Below are 19,979 nucleotides of genomic sequence, written 5' to 3'. Positions count from 1 at the left end.
CCCTGCCCGAAACCGGGGCTGCGCCCCGGGCCCCCTTTGTCCTCAAGCGCCGGACCGGCTGAGGTTTCGGGGCTCCGCCCCGGACCCCGCTCCACAAACGCCGGAGGGGCTGGGTGGGGCGGACCGGCTGGGGTGGGGCCGGACGGACTGAGGTGAGCCGGGCAGGTTGAGATGAGGCTGGCAGGTTGAGGTGAGGCGGGCCGTCGGGACACGGCCGACCGGCTGGCACGGGGCGGCCGAGGAGGGCCAGGGCGCCCCTACAGCGCTGCGATGTTCCCCGGCGTCATCCTCGGGCCCCGGCGCTCCGGGATTCGGCCCGAGAGCAGGATCAGGCGGGTCGCCCTGTGGCGCTGGCCCGCGTACGGGGTCAGCAGGGTCAGCATCTCCTCGTCGTCCGCGTGGCGGTTGTCCGCCAGGGCGTGGCCCACGATGCCGGGGAGGTGGTAGTCGCCCACCGTCACCGCGTCCGGGGCGCCGTTGGAGCGCTGGAGAGTTTCGGCGGAGGTCCAGGGGCCGATACCGGGGATCAGTTCCAGGCGGGCCGTGGCCTCGGCCAGGGGCATCGATGACGCCTCCTCCAGCCTGCGGGCCACCCGTACCGCCCGCAGGATCGTCGACGAGCGCTTGGTGTCGACGCCCGCCTTGTGCCACTCCCAGGACGGGATCATCGCCCAGGTGCGCGCGTCCGGCATGACGTGGAGGCCCAGTTCGGCCGAGGGGCCGGGGGCCGGGGTGCCGTGGCGGCGGACCAGGAGGCGCCAGGCGCGGTACGCCTCGTCCGTGGTGACCTTCTGCTCCAGGATCGAGGGGATCAGCGACTCCATGACCAGGCCCGTCCGCAGCAGCCGCAGGCCGGGGCGCCGGTGCCGTGCCACGGCGAGCAGGCGGTGGTGCGGGGTGAAGGCGTCCGGGTCGTCGTCCGCGCCCAGGAGGGTCGGCAGGCCTGCCAGCAGCCACTCCGCGCCCGGACCCCAGGCCTGGGCCCCGATCCGGTCGCCACGCGCCGCCACCCGCAGGGTGCCGGGGCCCTCCGGTGTGCGGGTGGCCCGCCAGAACGTGCCGTCCGCGGCCATTCGGAACGTGGGGTCGGCCGGGCCCCGGCGCAGCGGGCCGAGCACCAGCCGCAGGTCCAGCGGGCCGGGCGGGGTCCACTCCCGGGTCAGCGGCGGACCGGCGGGCGTGGGCGCGGCAGCGGCCCCGCGTACCGGCCCTGCCTGGTGCGGCAGTGCCGGGCGCGCGGTGCGGGGGGCGAATCGTCCTGCCACGGGTGGGGCCTCGGGTGTTCGTGGAGTGGGGCGGGGCGGGTGAGGGGGCGGAGCCGGGGGGAGGGGCGGAGCGTGCGGGTAAGGGTGGGTCTGCTGGGAGCTACCTCATGGAGGGGCTGCTCGGGGCTGCCTCGTAGAGGGGCTGCTCGGGGCTGCCTCGTAGAGGGGCTGCTCGGGGCTGCCTCATTGAGGGGCTGCTCGGGGCTGCCTCATTGAGGGTACGGGGCGGGCCCGTCTACTGGTCCGAGGAGAAGCGGATCGAGGCGTCCGGGAGGACCGCCCCGCACCAGATCCGCACCCCGTCGCGCAGCTCGTTGTCCGCGCCCACCCGGGCGCCGTCGCCGATGACCGCGCCGCTCAGCACCGTACGGCTGCCGATCCTCGCGCCGGCCCCGATCAGCGAGTCCGTGACGACCGCGCCCGCTTCGACGACCGCGCCCTCCAGGACCGTCGAGCCGTCCACCCGCGCGCCCGCGCCGATCACCGCGTCGGCGCCGATCACCGTGCCGCCGGTGAGCTTGGCGTCGGCGGCCACCGTGGCCGTCTCCAGGACCAGGCGGTCGCCGCAGCGGCCCGGGACCGCCGGGGACGGGGCGCGGCCCAGGACCAGGTCGGCGGAGCCGCGTACGAAGGCCTGCGGGGTGCCGAGGTCCAGCCAGTAGGTGGAGTCGACCATGCCCTGGAGGTGGGCTCCGGAGGCGAGCAGGCCGGGGAAGGTCTCGCGCTCGACGGAGACCGGGCGGCCCTCGGGGATCGTGTCGATGACCGAGCGCCGGAAGATGTACGCCCCGGCGTTGATCTGGTCGGTGACGATCTCCTCGGGCGTCTGCGGCTTCTCCAGGAACGCCGTGACCCGGCCCGTCGCGTCCGTCGGTACGAGTCCGAAGGCGCGCGGGTCCTCCACCCGGGTCAGGTGGAGCGAGACGTCCGCCCCGGAGTCGTTGTGCGAGGCGACCAGGGCCCGGATGTCGAGCCCGGTGAGGATGTCGCCGTTGAAGATCAGGACGGGCTCATCCGGCCCGGAGGACAGCTTGGCCGCGACGTTGCGTATGGCGCCGCCGGTGCCGAGCGGCTCCTGCTCGGTGACGTACTCGATGTGCAGGCCGAGCGAGGAGCCGTCGCCGAAGTACGGCTCGAAGACCTCGGCCAGGTACGACGTGGCGAGCACGATGTGCTCGACCCCGGCCGCCCTGGCCCGCGCCAGCTGGTGGGTCAGGAAGGGGACACCCGCCGCCGGAACCATCGGCTTCGGGGTGTGCACCGTGAGCGGGCGCAGTCGGGTGCCCTTGCCACCGACCAGGAGGATCGCTTCTTTTGCCTCTGTCACAGCACTGTCTCTGCTTCCTGCTGGGGCCTGGCCTGGGTATATGGCTGGCCAGTCTAAGCAGACCGGTCCGGCGTGAACCGGTCAGCGGCCCTGCAGTTTGGCGGAGCTGGTCCGTGCCGTGCCGAGCTTCTTGTATAGACGCGCTCCGGGGCATTCGGTTGCGAAACCGTCCCGATGGCCCGAGATCACGTTCATGCTGACCTTCACTCCGGCCTTGTACTTGTTGCTGCCACCGGAGACGAGGGTCACCTTGCCCTTGGGGTTGGCGCCGAACAGTCCGAGCTTCCAGGCCGTGAGCTTGGAGACCGCGGTCACGGCGGCAGCGGGCGGGTTGACGGAGGAGTAGGAGCCGAGGACCGCGATGCCCATGCTGTTGGTGTTGAAGCCCAGCGTGTGCGCGCCGAGGACCGCCTTCGTGACGCCGCCGGCCCGGCCCTCGTAGATGTTCCCGCACTTGTCGACGGCGAAGTTGTAGCCGAAGTCGCGCCACCCGCTGCTCTTGACGTGGTAGCGGTAGATGCTGCGCAGCACCGAAGGGGCCTGCTTGCAGGTGTAGTTGTTGCCGGTCGCGCTGTGGTGCACGAAGGCCGCCTTGACCGTCTTCGTGTACGCGAAGTTGCGTTCCCGGAGCTTCTCGTCGGCGCCCCAGCCCTTGCGCGTGACGATCTTCGGGCGCGGACCGATGTACGGCTTCGCCCCGGGCGCCAGGTTCACCGACTCCAGCGTCTCCGCCTGGGTGAGGGCCGGGATCACGGTCGCGCCGAGCTCCGCGAGTTCCGCGTTGACCGCCGAGGCCGCGGCGATCTCGGCGGTGAGCACCTCAGGCAGGGCGGCAAGGGCGGCGGTCGGCAGGGCGGCAACGGCGGCGGTCGGCGGCGTGTCGGCGTAGCCGGCGGGGACGGCGCCCCGGTCGGCGGGGGCGCCCCGGGCGGGCTCCGGTGCCGGGTCCTCGCCGGGGTCGACGAGCTCCAGGCGCATCCCTTCGGGCAGGGGTACGGGGGTGGCTGCGGCCCGGTCCTGAGGGTCCGGGGAGCCGGGCGCTTCCGGGGTTTCCGGGCGTACGCGTACCTCCACGCCGTCCGAGTGGCCTACCCAGAGCGGGGCCGTCGCGCCCCGCACCGTACGCCCCTCGCGCTCGGCGCTGCCGACGTCGGCGGCGTGCTCGGCGTTGTGCGTCTCGACGTCCTGCCAGTCGGACCAGCGCGTGGTGCCGGTGGCCCGGGTCCGGACCTGGACCGTGCCGTGCAGCTCGGCCTCGGCGTCGTCCCAGACCACGCCCACCAGGGAGAACGGGCGGGCGTCGCGCTGGGGCAGGCCCTGGGCCGCCGGCGCGCCCGCGACCCGGTTCGAGGGGGCGGCGAGGGGCGCCAGGGGCATCGACTGGGTCGAGCCCGCCGGTTCGGCCACGGATTCCGCCGACTCTGCGGACTCGGCGGGCTCGGCGACGCGGGGTTCGGGGGTGCCGGGGACGTCGGAGATGCCGGAGGTGTCGGAGGTTTCCGTACGGGGGTTGGTTCCGGGCGTGTCGGAGGTGGAGGCGGCAGAGGTGGAGGCGTCGGAGGTGGAAGCCTCAGAGGTGGGTGTGTCGGGGGTGGACGCGTCAGGGGTGGGCGTGTCGGGAGCCGGGGCCTCCCTCGTCGTCGCTTCGGTCTGTGCCGCAGGCGGCCCGGCACCCGGTGACGCGGGGGACGTGGAGGGAGGAGGGGCCGAGGCGGAGTGGGGGGTGGGGGCGGCCGTCGCGGGGGCGGCGAGTGGCAGGGTGAGGGCCGCCGCGCAGGTGGCGCTGACTGAGGTGACAAGTAGTGCACGCATACGCACGATCCTGGCCACATCCGGACAAGTCCGGCTACCCGGACAGAGGCCCACAACTGATGCCGTGTCTGCCGAACCGGTGGACGTGACACCCGTTCAGCCCGCCCCGCACAGCCTCCCCGCGTACCCTTGCGCGGATGAACTCCAGCGACCGCACCGCCGCCGACCTGCTGCGATCCGCCCTCGCCGCGGACCCGGCCCGCCCCCTGGTCACCTTCTACGACGATGCCACCGGAGAGCGCGTCGAACTGTCGGTGGCCACCTTCGCCAATTGGGTGGCCAAGACCGCCAATCTGCTCCAGGGCGACCTGGCCGCCGAACCCGGTGACCGGCTCGCTCTGCTCCTCCCCGCGCACTGGCAGTCCGCGGTCTGGCTGCTCGCCTGCTCCTCGGTCGGGGTCGTCGCCGACGTCCAGGGCGACCCGGCCGCCGCCGACCTCGTGGTGAGCGGGCCGGACACGCTGGAGCGGGCCCGAGCCTGCCGCGGCGAGCGGGTCGCGCTGGCCCTGCGTCCGCTGGGTGGCCGGTTCCCGCAGCCGCCCGAGGGCTTCGCCGACTACGCGGTGGAGGTGCCGAGCCAGGGCGACCGCTTCGCCCCGTTCGCCCCGGTGGACCCGGAGGCTCCCGCGCTGGCCGTGGGCGGGGTCGAGCTGACCGGTGCGCAGCTCGTCGCGAAGGCCCGTGAGGATGCCGACGCCCTCGGGCTCGTACCGGGGTCCCGGCTGCTGTCCGGGCACACGTACGACACCTGGGAAGGGCTGAGCGCCGGGCTCCTCGCGCCGCTGGCCTCCGGAGGGTCCGTGGTCCTGTGCCGCCACCTCGGTCAGCTCGACGCGGAGGGACGGGCGAAGCGGGTCGAGAGCGAGCGGGTCACCAACACGGCGGTATGACAAGCGCCCTGAGGTGCACTCGTCCGGCCCACAGCGGGCCGAGCCCCCGGTGACCATCGCCGGCGGGGGTAGATGATCGGCGGTACAGACCACTCTCCTGGCAGTGCACAACCAAGCGTGAGGTTCAGCCGTCTACTCCTGCGACCGGCGGCCCATCGCGCCGCCGACCGTGAAGGATGGACGCAGACGTGACCGACAGTGCTGGCACGCCGGCCGACCCGGACCACCCGGCTGGGGACACGCCGCTGGGCAGGTCGCAGGGCAGGTCGCGGGAAGAGCCGGGGGCCACGGACCCGAAGGACGAGCCCGGAGCCGGGAACGACGACGCGTCTCGGAGCCGTCGGAACGAGACCCCGGATGCCGAGAGCCCGGATACCGAGACCCCAGACACCGATGCCTCGGCCACCGAGACCCCGAACGCCGAGACACCGGACACCAAGTCCCCGGACACCGACGCCCCGGACGCCGAGGCACCGGACGCCAGAACCCCGCAGGACTCCGGCGCCGGTGACAAGGCCGGTGAAGGCAAGGGCAAGGCCGGAGAAGGCACCAGCGAGAACACCGGCGAAGGCACCGAGGAGAGCACCCCCGAAAGCGCCGGCAAAGGCGCTGGCGCAAGCACCGACGAGAGCACCGGCGCAAGCCCCAGCCAGAACGGCGGCAGCCAGAACGACAGCGGCGAGGACGGCGGCAGCGAGAACGGCAGCGGCCAGAACAGCCCCAGCCAGGACGGCAGCGGCGGCGGAAGCCGCTCCGCCGGTGCGCAGTCCTGGGCCGATCACCCCAAGGACGGCGCCGCCGTCCGCCGCAGACGGCCCTGGCTGCGCTGGGCCGCCCTCGCCGCCTCGTTCCTCGTGCTGGTCTCCGCGGGGGCGGGCTGGTGGCTGTACAACAAGCTCGACGGCAACATCACCACCGACACCGGCGCCGCCGCCGAGCTGAAGGTGTACGAGAAGGAGCGGCCCACCCCGGTCGTCATGGATGCCCAGAACATCCTGCTCATCGGGTCGGACAGCCGGGCCGGCGACAACAGCAGGTACGGCCGCGACGACGGCGGCAGCCAGCGCTCGGACACCACGATCCTGCTGCACCTCGCCGCCGACCGGAAGAGCGCGACCGCGGTGTCCCTGCCGCGCGACCTGATGGTGGAGATCCCCAGCTGCCGCACCGGGGACGACAAGGAGACCCGGGAGCGGTTCGCCCAGTTCAACTCCGCGTTCGAGCTCGGCGGCACCGCCTGCACGATCCGTACCGTGGAACGGCTGACCGGCATCCGGATCGACCACCACATGGTCGTCGACTTCAACGGGTTCAAGGACATGGTCGACGCCGTGGACGGGGTCGAGATCTGCCTCAAGGAGCCGATCGACGACAAGGACGCGCGGCTGGAGCTCCCGGCCGGGCGGCAGACGCTGGACGGCGAGGAGGCGCTCGGTTACGTACGGGCGCGCAAGACCCTCGGCGACGGCAGCGACACCGAACGGATGGAGCGCCAGCAGAAGTTCCTCGGCGCCCTGGTCAACAAGATGCAGAGCAACGGCGTCCTGCTCAACCCGACGCGGCTCTACCCGGTCCTGGACGCGGCGACCAAGTCGCTGACGACCGACCCGGGCCTCGACTCGCTGCGGGACCTGTACGACCTGGTGCGGAGCATGCGGGACGTGCCGACCGACCAGGTGCAGTTCCTGACCGTGCCCCGGCAGCCGTACCGCCAGAACCAGAACCGGGACGAACTCGTCGAACCGGACGCGGGCAAGCTGTTCAAGCAACTGCGCGAGGACAAGCCCGTCGCCGTGGTCCCGGCGGACCAACTCAAGGACGCCGAGAAGGACACGGAGAACGGCGCGGAGAACGGTACGGAGAACGACACCGAACAGGGCGCGGAACAGGACGAGGGCGCCGGTCAGGACGGAAAGCCGGACGACGCCGGCTCCGAAAGTCCGACTCCGACGCCCACCTATTCGGGCTCCAGTGCCGCGGACGACCTGTGTAAGCAGTAAAGCAATTACCAAGGCACAGAAGACAATCGACGCGTAATGGGAAGAATGCCCGGTTGTAAGGGACGTGGTGTGGGTCACGCACGTCGCTCCTCTACGAACCGGGCGGATAGTGTGACGCGATCCGGTGCTTCCGGCCGTCAGGTCGTGCACTGCTGGAGCGAAGGAACGAGCGCCTTGCCGGGGAGGGCGCCTCGCGTGGCACCGACGGAGGACTCAGGCAACCGTGGATGCGCAAAGCCGTGGGCGGGCGGACGACATCGACCCCGCAGACCAGTGGGTACTCAACCCGCACACCGGTAATTACGAACTGCGACTGGACCAATCCGCAGGGGAGTCGTCGGTCTCCTCGCGTACGGCCACCGCCGCGGATTCCGGCCGCGGCGGCGAGGCGCGGATCGGCTCGCCCCGTGAGGGATCGCCCCGTGAGGAATCACCCCGTGAGGGATCGCCGCGCGAGAGATCAGGGCGTGAGGGTTCGTCGCGTGAGGGATCGGGGCGCCGAGGGGCCGGTTCCGCGCAGGAAACACGCCGCGAGGTGCCCAGCCAGCGCAGCCGCCGGTCCTCCCAGAGCGGCGGGCGCGGCGCGGAGGCCACCACGGCCGCCACGGGGCGCCGTAAGCGCAAGGCCCCCAAGGCGCGCCGGAAGAAGGCGCTGATGTGGACGGGCGGGGTGACCGCGTTCCTCGTGGTCTCCGCCTCGCTGGGCGCGTACGCCCTGTACCAGCGGTTCAACAACAACATCGACACCATCGACATCGGCGACGCGGGCAACGCGGACGTGCTCAGCGACGGCCCGATGAACATCATGATCATCGGCACCGACAAGCGCACCGGCAAGGGCAACGAGGGGTACGGCGACAAAGGCAGCGACGGCCACGCCGACACCACCATCCTTCTGCACGTCTCCGAGGACCGCACCAACGCGACGGCGATGAGCATCCCGCGCGACCTGTGGACGGACATCCCGGACTGCGAGACGAAGCAGCCCGACGGGTCGACGAAGGTGATCCCGGGCACCGCGGGCGTCCGCTTCAACGTCAGCCTCGGCCAGGAGGGCCGCGACCCCGGCTGCACGATGCGGACGGTCGAGGCGATCACCGGCGTCAAGCCCGACCACTTCATGATGGTCGACTTCAACGCGGTCAAGGAGCTGACCACCGCGGTCGGCGGCGTCAAGGTCTGCATGGCCAAGCCGATCAACGACCCGAAGTCCCACCTGGTGCTCCCCGAGGGCGAGAGCATCGTGGCGGGCGAGCAGGCGCTGGCCGTGCTGCGCACGCGGCACAGCTTCGGCAACGAGAGCGACCTCGACCGGATCAAGGTGCAGCAGCAGTTCCTGGGCTCGATGATCCGCGAGATGAAGTCGAGCGACACCCTGACCAACCCGACGAAGCTGTTCAAGCTGGCCGACGCGGCGACCAACGCCCTCACGGTCGACCAGGGCATCGGCAGCGCGAAGAAGCTGATGACCCTCGCCCAGGAGATCGGGAAGATCGACGCCAAGAACATCACCTTCATCACCATGCCGGTCATCGACAACCCGGCCGAGCCGAAGCCCGTCACCGTGGTCGTGCACCCGACGCAGGGTGAGCAGCTCTTCGCGATGCTGCGCTCCGACACCTCGCTGACCGAGGTGAAGCAGCAGGAGAAGGCCGCCAAGAGCAAGCAGGCGGCCCTGCTCAAGGGTCCGAAGGCCGAGGCCGCCGACGTACGCGTGGACGTCCTCAACGGCGGTGAGCTCTCCGGCGCGGCGGGCGCGACCGTCAGCTGGCTCCAGAACCAGCAGGGCGTGCCGAAGTCCACGAACAAGGCCAACGCCCCCGAGAAGATCAAGAAGACGACGCTGGCCTACGCGCCCAACCAGGCCGACCAGGCTCGCGCGCTCGCCGAGATGATGGGCCTGCCCGCCGCGGCCATGAAGCAGGGCACCACCGACGCCGAGGGGCTTCAGGCGATGGTGCTGACGCTGGGGGCGGACTTCAAGGGCGCGGGCATACCCATCACCGGTCCGGCGAAGATGCCTGACAACGTCGAGAAGGCAAGCGCCGACAAGGCGGTATGCGCCAAGTGACGCCCGGTCACCGCGCCGCAGCGGAAATCTGAACAGCATGGGGGGTCCGGTGGGACGGAGCAGTACGCCCGGGGAGGGCACACGGTCACGCGTCCGCCACGCGGACCGGCCCGGTGGGGACGCGGGCGGGGACGGAAGCGGTGAGGGCCGTGCACGCCGCGCGAGCGGTGACGGCGGTGAGGGCCGTACACGCCGCGCGAACGGTGACGGCGGCACGGACGGCACGTCCGCGAAGGCGGCCGGAGGGCGGGGCGGATCGCGGGGGCGCGGCAGTCGGGGCCCCGGCGGCCGGGGCCACAGCGGCCGGAGCAGTCGCCGCGCCCCGAAGAGCGGCACACGGCGCGTACTGCGCTGGGTCTCCGCCGTACTCGCCCTGCTGATACTCGGCGCCGGTGGGGCCGGCTACCTCTACTACGAACACCTCAACGGCAACATCAGGAAAGAGGATCTGACCCTCGGCGACAAGCGGATGGCCGACCACAAGGCCAACGCCGCCGGGCAGACCCCGCTCAACATCCTGCTCATCGGCTCCGACGCCCGGGACTCCGAGGCGAACCAGAAGCTGGGCGGTGCGAAGGAGACCTTCGGGGCTCCGCCACTGGCCGATGTGCAGATGCTGCTCCACCTCTCCGCGGACCGCTCCAACCTCTCCGTGGTCAGCATGCCGCGCGACACCATGCTGAAGATGCCCAAGTGCACGGCCCCCGACGGTGAGGTCTTCCCGGCCAGCACGGTGGACGTGCAGACCAACCAGAGCCTGAGCCGCGGCGGTCCGGGGTGCACGGTGGCCACCTGGTACGAGCTGACCGGCATCCGCATCGACCACTTCATGATGATCGACTTCGCCGGTGTGGTCTCGATGGCCGACGCGATCGGCGGCGTCCCGGTCTGTGTGACCGCCAACGTCCACTCGCGCGGCGCCAACGGCCGGGGTGGTTCCGGGCTGAAGCTGGAGGCGGGCACCACCTACGTCCAGGGCGAGCAGGCCCTCCAGTGGCTGCGCACCCGGTACGGCTTCGAGGACGGCAGCGACCTCGCGCGGGCCAAGGCCCAGCACCAGTACATGAACGCGATGGTGCGTCAGCTGCGCAAGGGCACCAAGCTCACCGACCCGGCGAAGCTGATGAACCTGGCCGAGGCCGCGACCACCGCGCTGACGGTCGACAAGGGGCTCGACACGGTCAAGAAGCTCTACGACCTGGCCGAGGAGCTGAAGAAGGTCCCGACGAAGCGCATCACGATGTCGACCATGCCGAACGTGTACGGCACCGGCGTCAACAACGGACGTGTCTACCCGAAGGCGGGCGACGCGGAGCAGCTGTTCCGGATGGTCCGCGAGGACATGCCGCTGGACGGCAAGGCGTCGAAGCGGAAGCCGGAGGAGCCGAAGGACCCGTCCGCTCCGGTCGGCGAGATCGCCGTCGCCGTACGGAACGGCACGGCCACCGACGCCCTCGGTCCCGTCTCGGGGCGGGCGGGTGACGTGGAGAAGCTGCTCAAGGAGGCGGGCTTCGCGAGGGCCACCGTCGACCCCGACAACGTGGCGGGGTCGGCGCGGACCGGAATCCTGTACCCGAGCGCGGATCTGGAGGGCGACGCCCAGGCGATCGCCAAGGCGCTCGGCGTCCCGATCTCGCAGGTGAAGAGGTCGACCGACGTCTCGGGCATCTCGCTCGCCGTGGGCGCCGACTGGCGCGAGGACGGCCCCTACCCCGTCTCCAAGGGCACGGAGAAGACCCCGGAGTCGGCGGAGGCCCTCAACGGCGAGGAGAAGGGCTGCATGAAGGTCGACCCGGCGTACAGCTGGTGATGTGACGCGACCCCGTAGCGGATCGTACGTACGAGAAGGGCCCCACCGGCAGAGTGGGGCCCTTCTCGTACGTCGGCGTGACCGGCGGCCGGTTCAGACCGTCTCGCTGCTGCTGCTCGCGAGCGACGGGCGGCGGCTCGCGATGACCCGCTTCGCCAGGGAGCGCGGGCTGGTGAGGAAGCCGAAGCCCCAGCACATGTGCATGGTCGCCAGCGCCACCGGGATCTGCGCGCGGGCCTTCGGCGAGAGCCCCTTGCCGGCGGGGAGCGACCCGGCGACGATCGCGGCCAGGTAACCGCCCGGGACGAGGAGCGCCCACGGGGTGACGGCCGCGCCCACGACGAGGCCCGCCGCGATGGCGACGACGGCGGCCGGCGGGGCGAGGTAGCGCAGGTTGATCGAGCCGGCGTGGTAGCGGGCCACGACATGGCGCCAGCGGCCGTAGTCCTTGTACTGCTTGGCGAGCGCCTTGACCGAGGGGCGCGGGCGGTACTGGACCTTCAGCTCGGGCGAGAACCAGATCAGCCCGCCCGCCTCGCGGATGCGGAAGTTCAGCTCCCAGTCCTGGGCGCGGATGAACTCCACGTTGTAGCCCTCCGCCTTCTCCAGCGCCTCGCGCCGGAAGACGCCCAGGTACACCGTCTCGGCCGGGCCCGCCTGGCCGCCCGTGTGGAAGGCCGCGTTGCCGACGCCGATCTTCGAGGTCATCGCGGCGGCGACGGCGTCCTCCCAGGCGTTCTCGCCCTCGGCGTGCATGATGCCGCCGACGTTCTGCGCACCGGTCTCCTCCAGGAGGCGGACGGCGGTGGCGATGTAGTTCGGCGAGAGCATGCCGTGGCCGTCGACGCGTACGACGACGGGGTGGCGGGAGGCCTTGATCGCCGCGTTGAGGGCGGCGGGGGTGCGGCCGGTGGGGTTGGGGACCGTGTGGACCCGGGGGTCCTCGGCGACCAGCTCGGCCGCGATCTCGTCCGTGCGGTCGGTGGAGGGGCCGAGCGCGATCACGACCTCCATCTCACCGGCGTACTCCTGCTCCAGGATGTGCCGGACCGAGTTCCTGAGATGGCGTTCCTCGTTGAGCACCGGCATGATCACGGAGACGGCGGGGTACTGCGCGGCAGACATGTGGTCCTCGGGGGGTCCTCGGGGGCGCCAGGGGTTCCGCACCCCAGGAGGCGGCGTGATTCGGCCGCCACGTTACCGCGAATGGGGGACACCGGTGCGCGCGCCGCCGGGTCGTGGACCGGGGCGGAGATCGTATGGGCCTACCGTGCGATGGTCCCCTCGCACCGCCGACGTGTCTCCGTCCCCGTGCACCGCGGAGGTGTCTCCCCCCGTGCCCACCCCCCGTCCACCGCAGCGCCCGCCCCGCCCCCGCACCACTGCCCCGCGCCGCCGCCCGCCGCGGGGGGTGCGGCCGGTCCGCTCCCGGAAGCAGGACGAGCGGCCGCGCTGGGGCATGCGGGTGGCCACCGGGCTCTCGGTGCTGGTGCTCGGCGCGGGTGGGATCGGTCACGCGGTGATGAGCAACCTGGAGGGCGGGATCGGCCGGGTCGACCCGTTCAAGGACATGAAGAACCGCCCCCAGTCCGGGCACGGCACGAATCTGCTGCTCGTGGGCACCGACGGCCGGGACACCATCACCAAGGAGGAGAAGCGGAAGTACCGGCTGGGCGGCGCGCCCTGCCACTGCACCGACACGATCATGCTGGTCCACCTCTCGGCCGACAAGCGGCGCGCGAGCGTCGTGAGCCTGCCCCGGGACAGCTACGCCGAGATCCCCGCCCACACCGACCGCACGACCGGCGAGAAGCACTCCGCCCACCCGGTGAAGCTGAACGCCGCCTACGCGGAGGGCGGGCCGGCGCTGACCGTGCGGACGGTCGAGCACATGACCGGCGTCAAGGTCGACCACTATCTGGAGGTCGACTTCACCAGCTTCATGAAGACGGTCGACGCGGTGGGCGGGGTCGAGATCTGTACGGCCCGGCCGATGAAGGACTCGTACACCGGTCTGGACCTGCCGGCGGGCACGCATCGGCTCGACGGCGGCCAGGCGTTGCAGTACGTACGCTCCCGCCATGTCGACGTCGCCTCCGACCTGGGCCGGATGCAGCGCCAGCAGAAGTTCGTGGCGGCGCTGATCAAGCAGGCGACGGGCAACGGGGTGCTGCTGAACCCGGTGAAGTTCCAGCAGGTCTCCGCGTCGGTGCTGGGGTCGGTCCGGGCCGACGAGGGGTTCGGTACGGAACAGATGCTGGAGCTCGGCAAGGCGATGAAGGACTTCAGCCCGGCCTCGTCCGAGTTCACCTCCGTACCGGTGGGCAATCCGAGCTTCCCCGTGAAGGGCATCGGCTCCACGGTCCGGTGGGACGCGGAGAAGTCGAAGAAGCTGTTCCAGGCGCTGCGCGAGGACCGGCCGCTGGCCCCGGCCAAGCCGAAGCCCACGACGGGCGCGCCCCAGCAGGCGACGGCGGCCCTGGTGGAGGTGGCGCCGGAGGAGATCCGGGTGCAGGTCTACAACGGCACCCCGAAGGACGGCCTCGCCAAGGACATGGACGCCGGCCTGCGCGCCACCGGCTTCGCCACCACGGACGCCCCGCTCAACGGCGAGCTGCGGGACCTGGAGCGGACGCTCGTGACGTACGACCCGCGCTGGGACCGGTCGGCGAAGTCACTGGCCGCCGCGTTGCCCGGGAGCGAGCTGAAGGCCGTGAAGGGGCAGGGCGCCACGATGGAGGTGACCGCCGGCTCCGACTTCACGAAGGTGCGGCCGGTGCGGGCTGAGACCCCGCAGGTGGGCGAGTTCTCCACGGTGACGGGCGACGAGGTGGCCTGCCCGTAGGACGGCTTCGGAGCCACGGGGGCCTGCCCGTAGGGACGGCTACGGAGCCACGGGGGCCAGCCCGTAGGGGCCGCTACGGAGCCACGGGAGCCCGCCCGCAGAACCGCTCCGGAGCCACAGAAGCCTGCCCGCGGAACCGCTGCGGACCTGCCGAGGGCGGTCTCAGTCGTCGATGCCGTCCGCCACGCGCTTCTCCCGCAGCTCCTTGATCGCCCGGCGGCGCGCCAGCCGGTGGGTGCGCCGGATCTGCGCCTCCTGGTAGCGCCGCTTGTCGCGCTCGGTCTCGGGGATCACCGGCGGTACGGGGCGCGGCCTGCCGTCCCCGTCGACGGCGGCGAAGACCAGGTAGGCGCTGCCGACCTGCTGGGCGGGGGTCGACTCGTTCCAGCGCTCGGCCATCACACGGACGCCGACCTCCATCGAGGAGCGGCCGGTCCAGTTGACCTGGGCGCGTACGTGCACGAGGTCACCGACCCTGACCGGCTCCAGGAAGACCATCTCGTCCATCGACGCGGTCACCGCGGGTCCGCCGGAGTGGCGTCCGGCCACGGCGCCCGCCGCGTCGTCGACCAGTTTCATGATCACGCCACCGTGCACCGTCCCCAGGAGGTTGGTGTCGCTGCCGGTCATGATGTGGCTGAGGGTGGTCCGGGACGCCGCGGTGGGCTTGCCCGGAATCTCGTCCTCCGAGCGGGTGGCCTGATCTGTCATACAGTCCACCTTATGCGCGGGCCCCGATCCCGCAGAATGCATCAGCTTCGCAACAGCCCTGGTGCGATTTCCCTTACACCCTGTAATAGCGATAGGTCGGCACGGCACACTGTTCGGATGAACGATTGGCCCGATCGACGGACCGGCGACCGCGGCGAGCGCTACGGGCGGGGCAGTGCGAGCCCCCAGCCCGAGAGCGCCCGCGCGATGCCCCACATCCAGCGCCGCCCGGCCCCGCCGCAGAGGCCGACCGTGCCGCCGCAGAGGCCGCAGGTGCCCCCGCAGAGCCAGGGGTACGACGACCACCGCCACCAGGGCGGCGCCCCCGGCTACGACAGCGGCTACAACACCGGCCAGGTCTACGGCGGCGGCGCGGGCGGCGGTCGCGGGAGCGGCCGTGGCGGCGGTCGCGGGAGCGGTGACGCGGGTCACGTCCAGGGCCGGCCGGCGCCGGACTGGCGCCGCCGCATCAAGCTCGGCGCGCTGACCCTGGTCGTCGTGTTCCTCGTGGTCTCCGTCTCGACGTACTTCTGGGCCGACTCCAAGCTGAAGCGCGAGGTCGACCTCGCCAAGGTCATCGAGCGCCCCGGCGAGGGCAAGGGCACGAACTACCTGATCGTCGGCTCCGACAGCCGTGAGGGCATGTCGGCCGAGGACAAGAAGCGGCTGCGCACCGGTTCCGCCGAGGGCAAGCGCACCGACTCGATGATGATCCTGCACCGCGGCTCGAACGGCCCGACGCTGATCTCGCTCCCCCGCGACTCCAACGTGGAGATCCCCTCCTTCAAGGGGTCCGAGTCCGGCAAGCTCTTCCCGGGCACCGGCCGGCAGATGAAGCTGAACGCCGCGTACGCCGAGGACGGCCCCGAACTGCTGGTGCGCACGGTCGAGTTCAACACCGGGCTGCGCATCGACCACTACGTCGAGATCGGCTTCGGCGGCTTCGCGCAGATCGTGGACGCGATCGGCGGGGTCGAGATGGACATCCCCAAGGCGTTCAAGGACAAGAAGTCCGGCGCCGACTTCCAGGCCGGGAAGCAGACGCTGAACGGGGAGCAGTCCCTGGCCTTCGTCCGCACCCGGTACGCCTTCGCGGGCAGCGACCTGGACCGTACGAAGAACCAGCAGAAGTTCCTCGCGGCGCTGGCGAGCCAGACGGCGACCCCGTCCACGGTCCTCAACCCGTTCAAGCTGTACCCGACGATGGGCGCGGGCCTGGACACCCTGATCGTGGACAAGGACATGTCGCTCTGGTCGCTGAGCCAGATGTTCTTCGCCATGAAGGGCGTCACGGGCGGCGACGGTACGTCGATGAACATCCCGCTCTCGGGCAGCGTCGGCGGCAACCTGGTCTGGGACAAGGCGAAGGTCAAGCAGTTGATGGAACAGCTGAGGAACGACGAGAAGGTCACGGTCACGGGCGACTGAGGCCCGGCGCCCGCCCCTTGCGGAGCGTTCGCGCGAGGGGCTACGTGCCGTAGTTGATGTTCCCGTGCTCGTCCATGGGGGGATGGATCTGGGAGGGGCCGTAGTCGTCCACGTCGGACGGGCGCGGCTTCTCCGGCCCGTCGGGCCCGATGCGCATCACCCGCTCGACCCGCACGACGTCGTACCGCCGTCCCCGCACCACGAGTTCGTTGGGCCTGCGGCGCGCGGTGAACTTCTCGGCGGCCCGCGCGTGGAGGGCCGCCTCCTTCTCGTCCACCTTCATCCACGCGGGCAGCTCCGGCATGTCCGGCAGGTCCGGGAGCTGCGGCACGGGCTTGGTGAGGTGGTGGACGAGGGCGCGTCGGGCGCCCTGCGGGGTCGCGTACTGCCCGGTCACCATCGACCAGGACAGCTCCTTCCGCTCCACCACCCGGAACGTCGTCGGGAGGAGCACGACGCCCGGGTGGGTGGTCAACGCCCGCTGGGAGTCGGCCCGTACGTCGTCGGGGAAGCGGTCGGCGGTGTAGGAGAGGTGCAGCAGCCCGACCCGGTCGATCCCCTCGGTCAGCCCGACGGCCGCCGCGTGGTCGACCACGAACCCCTTGGTGCGGGAGGGTTCGGGTGCGTCCAGGGCCCAGCTGTCGTCGTCCGGATCGGTGGCCCGGGGCGGCTCCAGGCGCCCGTCGCCGATCCGGGCGAACTCGTCGGCCCGCACGATGCGGTAGCGGACACCGGCCGCCGTCACCTCGTTGACCGGCTCGGTCTCCAGCCGGGCCACGGCCTCCAGCAGCGACCGCCGCTCGGCCCGGTCCTCGGTGTGGTCCTTGGCCTTGAACCAGAGGTGCGAGTTCAGCTCGTCCCGGGCCATCTGCGGGAACCCGGTGTCGAGTTCACCCAGCAGCCGCCAGCGCGGCCGGTCCCCGCGCCGCTGCTCGGCGAGCCCGAACAGCGGCCCGCGGACCACGATGTTCGGATACCTGCGGACCGAGGCGAACGCGTCCGCCTCGGTGACCTCGGAGACCGGGTCGTCGTGGCGCGTGACGTTGATCGTGAGGTGGTGGGGCGACTTCCCCGCGTGATCGTTCATGCACCCAGTGTGCCGAAGGGGGCTGCCGGTGTCAGGGTTTCCGCCATAAAGGGCGACCAGTTGAGAACCGACACACACGAGCGCGCCCAGCCGCCCGTCAGGGCCGGCCGAGCGCGCTCAGGACGTGCGGGGTGGTGCGGTGCGGCGCTCTCAGCTGCCGGAGGCGTACGGGACGAAGTCCGCCCAGGCGGCGGAGGCGAAGCCGAGCTGCGGCCCGGCCAGATGCTTGGAGTCACGGACGTACACGCTGCTGCGGGCAGCGGCGACCTCCACGCACTCGGGGCCGTCGTTGCTGCTGTAGCTGCTCTTGAACCACTCCAGAGCGGAGCCGTCTCCACCCGAGGACTTGCGTGTCATGTCTCTCCCAGCACTTTCTCGATGAAGGTTCGTGATTCCCGTGGAGTGAGGCCCTGGGCCCGGACGAGACCGAGCCGCTGCTCCAGGATCCGTACCTCTTTGGGGTCGGAGGTCAGGCGGTTGAACAACTGTCCTTCCCAGTGTCCCACCGCCCTCCCGTCCTCGAACTTGAGAAGCTGGAGCTGACCGCCCATCCCGGCGTGGTCCTCCCGGTCGGTCGGCATCACCTGGATCTCGACGTTCCGCAACTGGCCTAGCTCCAGCAGGTGTTCGAGCTGGCGGCGGAGCACAGCACGGCCGCCGATCGGCCGCCTGAGAGTCACCTCCTCCTGGATGAAAGTGAGCATGGTCAGCGGCTTCCGCCGGAAGATCTCCTGGCGCGCCATCCGGGCCGCGACATACCGCTCGACTTCGTCGGGCCCGAAGGACGGACGCCGCATCTCGTAGAGCGCACGGGCGTATTCGGCGGTCTGGAGCAAGCCGTGCATGTTGTGGTTTCCGTACGCGCCCAGCTCGACCGCCTCCCGTTCGAGCTTGGCGAGGTCTTTCACCTTCTTCGGGTATCGGGCCTCCGCCACGTCCTTCTTCATCGCGGAGACCTTGCCGCCCGCGCCCACAGCCGCGTCCGTCCCGTCCAGGAACTCCGGCTTGGGGATGCGCCGTCCGGCCTCGACCTCGTAGACGAGGCTCTCGCTGTATCCGATCGCCGTGCCCAGTTCGACGGCTCGGAGTCCCGCCGACTCCCGCCAGAGTCTGATCTGCCGCCCGACGGCAGCCATGACCGCGCTCGAATCGTCCGCCGGATCGAGATCCTGGTTGAGATCCGGGTCGGATACGGGCTTCTCCGCCCCTGCTCCTGCTCCTGCCTTGTGCACCGCCGCGCCGCGCCTGCCGTCTTCGTCAGCCATGGTGGGCAGCGTAGGGAAGGCAGGCCGCACCAAGTGGCGGATCTCCGGAAATCCACCCGAAATCGCTGCTCACACCGGGTCGTGGCGCGTCACGACTCGGTAAGGGCCCACCGGGTCGTGGCTCACCGCGACTTGGTGGGCCCCGACATCAAGTGCTTAAAGAACCAAGAGAAAATACCCAACCCCACCCCGCCTGATCCCGGTGGTCAGCTGCGGGAGGGGCCGGTCACCCACATGGGTGAGATTCACCAACTGGGCTGGATTTCGGACGGGTTGCCAGGCATATGCTCACGCTGACCAGCACCCCAGACATGAGACGGCCCCCGCCGGGACGGCAATCCCGAACGAGGGCCTGACCACCAAGGAAGAAAAGGCTTCCCCATGGCTACCCAGCACAATAACGCCCTCACCCGCGCCCTGACGGAGCTTCCCGGGCCGCTCCCCTCCTTCGGCGTCATCCACGTCGCCATCCCGCACACCAGCCGGTTCACGGTCGTCGGCAACCACCTCGCCCAGCACGCCGAGTTGTCGCTCACCGCGATCGGGATCGGCGTGCACATCCAGTCGCTGCCCGCCGGTTCCCGGGTCGGCATCAAGGCGCTCACGGCCCGCTTCGCCGAGGGCGAGACGGTGATCGCCTCCGCCCTGCGCGAGCTGGAGGCCCACGGCTACCTGCGCCGGACGCGTACGAGGCTGGCGAACGGCAAGATCGTCACCCGCACGGTGTTCTGCAACCAGCCGTCGGCGCTGCTGCTGGGCGGGGCGGTGGTGGCGCCGCAGCTGGTGGCGCCTGCGCCGGTGGTGGTGCCGCCGGTGGTGGTGCCGCAGGTGGTGGCGCCTGCGGTGCCAGAACCCGCGCCCGCGCCCGTACCGGCCCCCGCACCCATCCCCGTACCGGAAGAAGCGCACCCCCCCGGCCCCCGCCCCGGTCCACGTACCGCCGCGCACCGGGCCCAAGCCGCCGCCCCGGCCGCTCCCCCAGCCCCGCGAGCTGACCCCGGAGCTGCACCGGACCGCCGCCGCGCTCCTCGCCGACCTGCGGCGGCACGCGCCCGAGCTGGTGCTCTCCGAGAACGACGTCGAGCGCCTGACCCCCGCCATGGCTGCCTGGCTGGAGCGCGACGCGCGGCCGGACACCATCCGCCACGCCCTGACGACGGACCTCCCGCAGCCCCTCAGGTACCCGGCGAAGCTCATCAAGCACCGGCTCACCGCGCTCCTGCCACCGCCGCTCCCCGGCACCTCGGAGCTGGTCCCGGCCCGCCGTACCCTCGTCATCCCCCTCCGGAACTGCGACCGCTGCGACCACGCGTTCCGCTCCACCTCGGCCGACTACTGCCGTGGCTGCCGGGGCGAGCTGGCGGAGGCGGCCTAGCATGAAGGGGACGACCCTTTTACGGCGAGGACGTCACGATCGCCGAGTGGACGATCTCGACGGACGGCCTCCCGCGTTACGCCTGACGCCCCG

14 protein-coding genes and 1 pseudogene are annotated in these 19,979 nt (G+C 71.4%); 7 read left to right on the top strand and 8 right to left on the bottom strand.

Annotated elements, in window-relative coordinates:
- Positions 1–257 precede the first annotated feature (257 nt).
- The 3 genes from AB0917_RS08175 to AB0917_RS08165 all read right to left on the bottom strand — a co-directional run bounded on the left by AB0917_RS08175 (position 258) and on the right by AB0917_RS08165 (position 4,404).
- Complete coding sequence (locus tag AB0917_RS08175) at positions 258–1,265, bottom strand: DNA-3-methyladenine glycosylase 2 family protein (RefSeq protein ID WP_366818667.1); 1,008 nt, start codon at positions 1,263–1,265, stop codon at positions 258–260.
- Between the two features lie 235 nt (positions 1,266–1,500).
- Entirely contained in the window at positions 1,501–2,592 is a 1,092-nt protein-coding gene (locus AB0917_RS08170) for an NDP-sugar synthase (protein ID WP_366818666.1), read from the bottom strand.
- Positions 2,593–2,673: 81 nt separating this feature from the next.
- Positions 2,674–4,404, bottom strand: a complete 1,731-nt coding sequence (locus AB0917_RS08165; protein WP_366818665.1) for an N-acetylmuramoyl-L-alanine amidase — start codon at positions 4,402–4,404, stop codon at positions 2,674–2,676.
- Between the two features lie 137 nt (positions 4,405–4,541).
- Here AB0917_RS08165 and AB0917_RS08160 point away from each other — a divergent pair, with 137 nt between their 5' ends.
- The 4 genes from AB0917_RS08160 to AB0917_RS08145 all read left to right on the top strand — a co-directional run bounded on the left by AB0917_RS08160 (position 4,542) and on the right by AB0917_RS08145 (position 11,175).
- A complete protein-coding gene (locus AB0917_RS08160) occupies positions 4,542–5,294 on the top strand; it encodes a TIGR03089 family protein (protein WP_366818664.1) in 753 nt (250 codons plus the stop codon).
- A 176-nt stretch (positions 5,295–5,470) separates the two neighbouring features.
- The gene (locus AB0917_RS08155; protein ID WP_366818663.1) at positions 5,471–7,294 is read left to right on the top strand and encodes an LCP family protein; all 1,824 of its coding nucleotides are present in this window, start codon (positions 5,471–5,473) and stop codon (positions 7,292–7,294) included.
- Positions 7,295–7,829: 535 nt separating this feature from the next.
- Entirely contained in the window at positions 7,830–9,365 is a 1,536-nt protein-coding gene (locus AB0917_RS08150; RefSeq protein WP_366818662.1) for an LCP family protein, read from the top strand.
- 37 nt (positions 9,366–9,402) lie between these two features.
- Complete coding sequence (locus AB0917_RS08145; RefSeq protein ID WP_366818661.1) at positions 9,403–11,175, top strand: LCP family protein; 1,773 nt, start codon at positions 9,403–9,405, stop codon at positions 11,173–11,175.
- A 93-nt stretch (positions 11,176–11,268) separates the two neighbouring features.
- On the opposite strand, the gene AB0917_RS08140 is transcribed toward AB0917_RS08145, so the two are convergent.
- On the bottom strand, positions 11,269–12,300 hold the full coding sequence (locus tag AB0917_RS08140; RefSeq protein ID WP_366818660.1) for a glycosyltransferase family 2 protein: 1,032 nt from the start codon (positions 12,298–12,300) through the stop codon (positions 11,269–11,271).
- 334 nt (positions 12,301–12,634) lie between these two features.
- On the opposite strand from AB0917_RS08140, the gene AB0917_RS08135 reads away from it, so the two are divergent.
- Positions 12,635–14,020, top strand: coding sequence for an LCP family protein (locus AB0917_RS08135; RefSeq protein WP_366818672.1), 1,386 nt, complete (start codon positions 12,635–12,637; stop codon positions 14,018–14,020).
- A 162-nt stretch (positions 14,021–14,182) separates the two neighbouring features.
- Here AB0917_RS08135 and AB0917_RS08130 read toward each other — a convergent pair whose 3' ends face one another.
- The gene (locus AB0917_RS08130) at positions 14,183–14,731 is read right to left on the bottom strand and encodes an acyl-CoA thioesterase (RefSeq protein ID WP_366818659.1); all 549 of its coding nucleotides are present in this window, start codon (positions 14,729–14,731) and stop codon (positions 14,183–14,185) included.
- Between the two features lie 117 nt (positions 14,732–14,848).
- On the opposite strand from AB0917_RS08130, the gene AB0917_RS08125 reads away from it, so the two are divergent.
- Positions 14,849–16,159 carry an LCP family protein gene (locus AB0917_RS08125; protein WP_366818657.1) on the top strand — a complete coding sequence of 437 codons (1,311 nt, stop codon included), beginning with the start codon at positions 14,849–14,851 and terminating at the stop codon, positions 16,157–16,159.
- A 40-nt stretch (positions 16,160–16,199) separates the two neighbouring features.
- On the opposite strand, the gene AB0917_RS08120 is transcribed toward AB0917_RS08125, so the two are convergent.
- The 3 genes from AB0917_RS08120 to AB0917_RS08110 all read right to left on the bottom strand — a co-directional run bounded on the left by AB0917_RS08120 (position 16,200) and on the right by AB0917_RS08110 (position 18,511).
- Positions 16,200–17,246 carry a DUF5954 family protein gene (locus AB0917_RS08120; protein ID WP_366818656.1) on the bottom strand — a complete coding sequence of 349 codons (1,047 nt, stop codon included), beginning with the start codon at positions 17,244–17,246 and terminating at the stop codon, positions 16,200–16,202.
- 150 nt (positions 17,247–17,396) lie between these two features.
- A complete protein-coding gene (locus AB0917_RS08115; protein ID WP_366818655.1) occupies positions 17,397–17,603 on the bottom strand; it encodes a DUF397 domain-containing protein in 207 nt (68 codons plus the stop codon).
- Positions 17,600–18,511 carry a helix-turn-helix transcriptional regulator gene (locus AB0917_RS08110; protein WP_366818654.1) on the bottom strand — a complete coding sequence of 304 codons (912 nt, stop codon included), beginning with the start codon at positions 18,509–18,511 and terminating at the stop codon, positions 17,600–17,602. The genes AB0917_RS08115 and AB0917_RS08110 overlap by 4 nt, the downstream gene beginning before the upstream one ends.
- Positions 18,512–18,892: 381 nt before the next feature.
- Here AB0917_RS08110 and AB0917_RS08105 point away from each other — a divergent pair.
- Positions 18,893–19,886: pseudogene (locus AB0917_RS08105) on the top strand (hypothetical protein).
- Positions 19,887–19,979 lie beyond the last annotated feature (93 nt).

The sequence above is a fragment of the Streptomyces sp. NPDC007346 genome (assembly GCF_040703535.1).
Lineage (GTDB): Bacteria > Actinomycetota > Actinomycetes > Streptomycetales > Streptomycetaceae > Streptomyces.
This window is presented reverse-complemented; position numbering and strand designations above follow the sequence as displayed.

What these genes read in the sequence shown, in the direction of transcription:
- AB0917_RS08165 (WP_366818665.1), bottom strand. Translation starts at nt 4,404, where the DNA reads ATGCGTGCACTACTTGTCACCTCAGTCAGCGCCACCTGCGCGGCGGCC.
- AB0917_RS08160 (WP_366818664.1), top strand. Translation starts at nt 4,542, where the DNA reads ATGAACTCCAGCGACCGCACCGCCGCCGACCTGCTGCGATCCGCCCTC.
- AB0917_RS08155 (WP_366818663.1), top strand. Translation starts at nt 5,471, where the DNA reads ATGGACGCAGACGTGACCGACAGTGCTGGCACGCCGGCCGACCCGGAC.
- AB0917_RS08145 (WP_366818661.1), top strand. Translation starts at nt 9,403, where the DNA reads ATGGGGGGTCCGGTGGGACGGAGCAGTACGCCCGGGGAGGGCACACGG.
- AB0917_RS08140 (WP_366818660.1), bottom strand. Translation starts at nt 12,300, where the DNA reads ATGTCTGCCGCGCAGTACCCCGCCGTCTCCGTGATCATGCCGGTGCTC.
- AB0917_RS08135 (WP_366818672.1), top strand. Translation starts at nt 12,635, where the DNA reads ATGCGGGTGGCCACCGGGCTCTCGGTGCTGGTGCTCGGCGCGGGTGGG.
- AB0917_RS08130 (WP_366818659.1), bottom strand. Translation starts at nt 14,731, where the DNA reads ATGACAGATCAGGCCACCCGCTCGGAGGACGAGATTCCGGGCAAGCCC.
- AB0917_RS08125 (WP_366818657.1), top strand. Translation starts at nt 14,849, where the DNA reads ATGAACGATTGGCCCGATCGACGGACCGGCGACCGCGGCGAGCGCTAC.
- AB0917_RS08120 (WP_366818656.1), bottom strand. Translation starts at nt 17,246, where the DNA reads ATGAACGATCACGCGGGGAAGTCGCCCCACCACCTCACGATCAACGTC.
- AB0917_RS08115 (WP_366818655.1), bottom strand. Translation starts at nt 17,603, where the DNA reads ATGACACGCAAGTCCTCGGGTGGAGACGGCTCCGCTCTGGAGTGGTTC.
- AB0917_RS08110 (WP_366818654.1), bottom strand. Translation starts at nt 18,511, where the DNA reads ATGGCTGACGAAGACGGCAGGCGCGGCGCGGCGGTGCACAAGGCAGGA.